This window comes from Corallococcus sp. CA041A, assembly GCF_003612075.1.
Taxonomy (GTDB): Bacteria; Myxococcota; Myxococcia; order Myxococcales; family Myxococcaceae; genus Corallococcus; species Corallococcus exiguus.
On sequence record NZ_RAWF01000415.1, the window covers coordinates 1 to 5,074 of the forward strand.

Sequence of the window (5,074 nt, forward strand, 5' to 3'; positions counted from 1 at the left end):
GAGGTGGCGGTGGCTCCGGAGTCACTCCTGCACCCGCGCCCACGGGTGCAGGTGCTGGATCCGACACCGTCGCCACCACGGGCGGCACGGTGGAGCTTTCTGCCCGCGGGACTTCAGGCACGCGCCGGACCTGTGTCCACCAGACGCCACCGCCCAGCGCCAGCAGCGCCGCGCCCCCCACCGCGAGCCCCACCCATGGCGAGCGGGAGCGGCGGACCGGCGCGACCTCGGCCGTGGGCACATCCGGCGCCTCTTCTTCCTGGGACTCGCGCGTGATGATGACCGGCGCGGGGGACGGACGGGGCGTCTTGATGGCCCGGAGGTGGGGGACCGTGGGGACCTGGTCTGGCGTCACGGGGTTCCGCCACGCCTTGAGCTCCTCCAGGAAGTCGTCGGGAACCGCCAGCTCCCGGCCTTCGTTCAGCAGGTCTCCCCGGAACAGCACGCGCAGCAGGTGCGCGAGGCTCAACGACGAGAAGCGGGGATGATTCGCATACAGGAACCCCGCCAGCGCATCTCCGAACGCGTGACTGGTGGCGAAGCGCTGCGCCGGGTCCGGGCTCAGCGCCTGGAGGACGATGCGGTTGAGCGCTTCCGGCAGGTCCGGCCTCAGCTGGCTCAACGGTGGAATCTCGCCGTGAGCAATCTTCATCATCACGACATGCGGCGGACCATCCACGGGCAACCGGCCGCACAGCAACTCATACAGCACCACGCCCGTGGCCCAGACGTCCGTGCGCGCATCCACGTCCTCTCCGCGCGCCTGCTCTGGAGAGAAGAAGAGGTATTTGCCCTTCACCACGCCGGGTGCCGTCTTGAAGCCGCGCAGCAGTTGCGCCTTGGCGATGCCGAAGTCGACGATCTTGACCTGGCCCTCGTAGCTGACGAGCACGTTGTCCGGAGAGATGTCGCGGTGGACGATGCCCAACGGCTTGCCGCTGCTGTCCGTGCGCGAGTGCGCGTAGTGCAGGCCCCGGCACATCTCCATCGCGATGAAGACCGCCACGGGAATCGGCAGGGCGGGCAGCCCGCTGCGCATCGCGCGCTTGAGCACCTTGTCGAGCGGCTTGCCGTCGACGAACTCCATGGCGAGGAAGTACTCGCCCTCCACCTGCCCGAAGTCGAAGACCTGGGCGACGTTGCCGTGGGACAGCGTGGCGGAGATGCGCGCCTCGCTGATGAACATGGAGATGAAGGCCTCGTCGTCCGCGTACTCCGGAAGGACCTTCTTGATGAGCACGGGCTTGGTGACGCCCGCCGCGCCCACCAGCTGGGCATGCCACGTCTCCGCCATGCCGCCCCGGCCCAGCCAGGACACCAGCTCATACCTTCCGAAGGTGTCCCCCGCGTCGAGCGCCATGAGACGTCTACTTTAGCCCCAGAATCCCAGGAGCACCGAATAGACGTCTTCGCGTCTGTCCAACCCTGTGTGTAGGTTGGAACCTCACCCCGGTCAGGGCGACGGCTGCGCGGCCCCGGCGGCGAGCGTGACGTACAGGCGGCCCAGTTCGGTCAGCTCACCCGAGGCGCCCAGCAGGTTGATGGAGGGGATTTCATTGTTGCGGCCGGAGAACCACGCGTAGCGCTCGATGGAGGGCTCCGTCTCCAGATAGCCAATGGCATCCACCATGTACTTCTTCTGCACGTCCACGGTGATTTCGTTGTGCGGCCGGTCGCCGCACGCGAACTCCGTCAGCCAGAGCGGCTTGTTGTACTTCTTGAACTGCCCCACGTACCACTTGAGCGCGCTCAGGTCGCACGCGTACCAATGGATGGCAATGGCATCCACCTGACAGTTCGCGCAGGCCTTGAAGAAGGCATCCAGGTACACCACGGGGTCGGTGAAGGTGACGCCGTCCTCCGACACGCAGTCGCCGCAGTAGTTCACCGCCGGGGACACCAGCTTGAGTCCCTTGCGGCGGGCCACCTCCTCCAGCACGGGCCAGAGTGCCGCGGCCTGGCGGGGCGTCTTGTTCGCCTGCGACTTGAAGTTGGGCTCGTTGAATCCCAGCAGGACCTGCGCGCCCGCCGGAATCTCCGATTCGAGCTGGGCCACCGTGGGCGTGCCGCCCCAGGCCATGGGCACGAAGGAGACCTTCTCCGAGACGTAGACGCTGGCCGCGCCGCTCTCCGGCTTGGGCGACCAGTTGTACCACCAGCTCATCCCCGGGGAGAGCGCCTTCAGGTCCTCCGCCGAGTGATAGCCATACCCGAGGCCCCGCTTCGCGCTCTTCGTCACGCCGGGCGTTTGATCATCTGGCTTTGAGGGCTCCCCGGCCGCGGGGTCGCACGCCACGAGCGGCGACAGCAGGACGGCCAGGGACAGCGCGACGGGGATCCGGAGGGAGGGGCGCATGGCCAGGGACTCTACGCCCGGGCGTCGGGTGGGCGTCGAGCCCTGGCGTCACGCGGCCTTCACGTCACGGCGCCAGCCGGGGCCACGAGGCGGGGCTCGCCCACGTCGCGCCACCACGGCGTCACACCCTCCACGCGCGAGGGCTCCAGGCTCCGGCCCAGGCCCGGCGTGAAGAGGCGCACCTGCTGCTCCGTGGCCAGCTTCACCAGCGTCTCCACGGGCTCGTCCCACGCGTGCAGCGCCAGGTTGAAGGTGCCCCAGTGCACCGGCATCAGCGTGCCGCCGCCCAGCATGGCGTGCGCCTTGAGCGCGTTCTCCGGGCCCAGGTGGATGCCGCCCCAACTCGGGTGGAACGCGCCCACCTCCAGCATCACCAGGTCGAAGGGGCCGCATCGCCGGCCAATCTCCTCGAACTCCGTGGTGAGGCCGGTGTCGCCGCTGAAGAACAGCCGGTGCTTGTCCGTGGTGAGCACCCACGACGCCCACAGCGTCTTGTTGCGGTCGCCCAGGCCGCGGCCGGAGAAGTGCTGCGAGGGCGTCGCGCGGAAGGCCACCGGGCCCACGCGGTGCTCCTCCCACCAGTCCAGCTCGGTGATCAGCTCCGGCGCCACGCCGAAGGCCTCCAGGTGGCGCCCCACGCCCAGCGCGGTGACGAAGGGCACCCGCCGCTTCGCCAGCGCCCGGATGGTGCTCCGGCACAGGTGGTCGAAGTGGTCGTGCGACACCAGCACCGCGTCCAGGTCCGGCAGCGCGTCCAGCGGCACGGGCGTGGCGTGGAAGCGCTTGGGGCCCGCGAAGGACACGGGCGAGACCCGGTCGCCGAAGACGGGGTCGGTCAGCACGCGCGCCCCGTCCACCTCCAGCAGCATCGTGCTGTGGCCCAGCCAGGTGACGCGCAGGCCGGTGTCCGGCGCGCGGGTCCAGGCGCCGCGCGGATCATCCACCGGCAGCGGCGCGGGCGGCGTGCGCTGCGCGCCTCCGAAGAAGTATTCGCCCAGCAGGGGCAGCGCGTTCCCCTGGAGGCCGGCCCCCACGGGGGCGGTGTTGCGGAAGCCGTGCTCCTCGAACTGACGGGAGGCCCGGCTGCGTTCGAGGCGGAGTCCCGCGCTGCGCGCGCTGTCTCTGACGGTGGGCATGAGAAGGTGTCTAACACCCACGCATCCGCCGGGCACGGCCACCCGCCTGGAGACCAGGCGGGGAGGCCCCATGCGCCTACTGTGCGTCTTCCGGCGCCACGCAGGCGTTGCTGAGCCTGGTGGACCAGAGCTGCGCGTTCAGCGTGTCGTCATAGGCGCTGAAGTAGACGCGGCTGCCCAGGCGGAAGAACTCGCGCGGATAGGAGGAGCCTCCCTGGGCCGGCGCGGCGATGTCCTTGAGGCGGCGCGTCCCGGCCCCCGTGCCGTTGCTCACCCAGGGTTCGATGCCGTCGGTGACCTGATAGGCGCTGAAGAAGACCAGGTTGTCCGCCGCCGCGTACACCGGCGAGCTGTACTCGTCCGACAGGCTGAGCGGCCGGCGCAGCAGCGTGGTGCCCCCGGCGGTGCCGTTCGTCACCCACAGCTGCGTGTCGCGCGGCGCGGGGCCGTTGCTGCCAATGGCCACGGCGAAGTACAGCTTCTTGCCTCCCGGCACCTGGCTCACGGCATCGATGTATGGGAACGCCTCGCCCTGCGACGCGTAGTCATTGGGCAGGGTGACCACGGGCTCCGGGTTCCCGCCGGTGAGGGGCACCCGGTAGATGACCATGTACTGGGTGCTGTAGGACGTCGTCGTGACGTACGCGTACGTGCCCAGCGCGCCCAGCACTCGCATCCCGCGCGTGGAGCCGAAGGACGCCAGCCGCACCGTGCCGGCCGCCGTGCCGTCCGTCTTCCACAACTCCTGCAGGCCGCTGGGCTCATCCAGCTTGAAGAGGGTCTGCGCGCCGGTGGGGCGCACGTCGTTCGGGTAGGTGTCGGGGCCCGCGTCCAGCCGCTTCAGCTGGAAGGTGCCCGCGGAGGTGCCGTCCGTCCGCCACAGGGAGGTGGCGCCCTGGAGCTCGCGCACGAAGAACTGCAGCGCGTTGCCCTGCTTCGCGTCCAGGTAGCTCACGTCCACGCCGGTGCCGAAGTCGCGCACGCGCACCGTGCCCGCGTCGGTGCCGTCCGACCTCCACAGCTCATAGCGCGTGGCGGACGCCGTGGCGTCGTACGTCTCCTTGAAGAAGACCAGCGTGGAGCCGGCCGCCGTCAGGTGCGTCAGGTACGAGTCCTCCACGCCCGGCGTCAGGTCCTTCACCATCCGGGTGCCGGCCGTCGTCCCGTTGCTCACCCACAGCTCGGCGCCGTGCGTCGCGTCCGGCGCCTGGAAGAAGAGCTGCGCCGGGGTGGCGGTGAGCTGCGACAACAGCGGCGTCCAACTGCCCGCCGTCGCCGGGAAGCCCTTCACCTCCGTGGTGCCCGCGTCCGTGCCGGTGCTCCGCCACAGGCCGCGGCGGCCATCCTCATCGTTCACCGCGAAGTGCAGCGTCCCCTGGAAGTCCACGAAGCTGCCCGGCCCCAGCGCGAAGCGCGGGATGCCCAGCTCTGAAGGAGGCAGGATGGTCTTCACCCGCTGGGTGCCCGCGGCGGTGGGAAGGCAGAGGCCCTCGGCTGTCACCTCTGGGGCCGAGGTGGGTTCCTGTGCGAGTTCCGCCTCCGTCAGTTCCTCGGGAAGCGCCCCGCCGCAGCCCACCCCCAC

General features: G+C 70.0%; 4 protein-coding genes. All 4 read right to left on the minus strand.

The window, feature by feature from the left end; genetic code table 11:
• Positions 1-1,360: serine/threonine-protein kinase (locus D7V77_RS40005; protein ID WP_147452318.1), on the minus strand; the 1,360-nt coding region annotated here is incomplete at its 3' end.
• 93 nt (positions 1,361-1,453) lie between these two features.
• On the minus strand, positions 1,454-2,356 hold the full coding sequence (locus D7V77_RS40010; protein ID WP_120581447.1) for a glycoside hydrolase family protein: 903 nt from the start codon (positions 2,354-2,356) through the stop codon (positions 1,454-1,456).
• A gap of 59 nt (positions 2,357-2,415) precedes the next feature.
• On the minus strand, positions 2,416-3,492 hold the full coding sequence (locus D7V77_RS40015) for an MBL fold metallo-hydrolase (protein ID WP_120581448.1): 1,077 nt from the start codon (positions 3,490-3,492) through the stop codon (positions 2,416-2,418).
• A 76-nt stretch (positions 3,493-3,568) separates the two neighbouring features.
• Positions 3,569-5,074, minus strand: a 1,506-nt coding sequence (locus D7V77_RS40020) for an ELWxxDGT repeat protein (protein ID WP_233597520.1), incomplete at its 5' end; no start/stop codon positions are given.

Coding starts and splice junctions, on each gene's coding strand:
- D7V77_RS40015 (WP_120581448.1), bottom strand. CDS start 3,492: ATGCCCACCGTCAGAGACAGCGCGCGCAGCGCGGGACTCCGCCTCGAA.
- D7V77_RS40010 (WP_120581447.1), bottom strand. CDS start 2,356: ATGCGCCCCTCCCTCCGGATCCCCGTCGCGCTGTCCCTGGCCGTCCTG.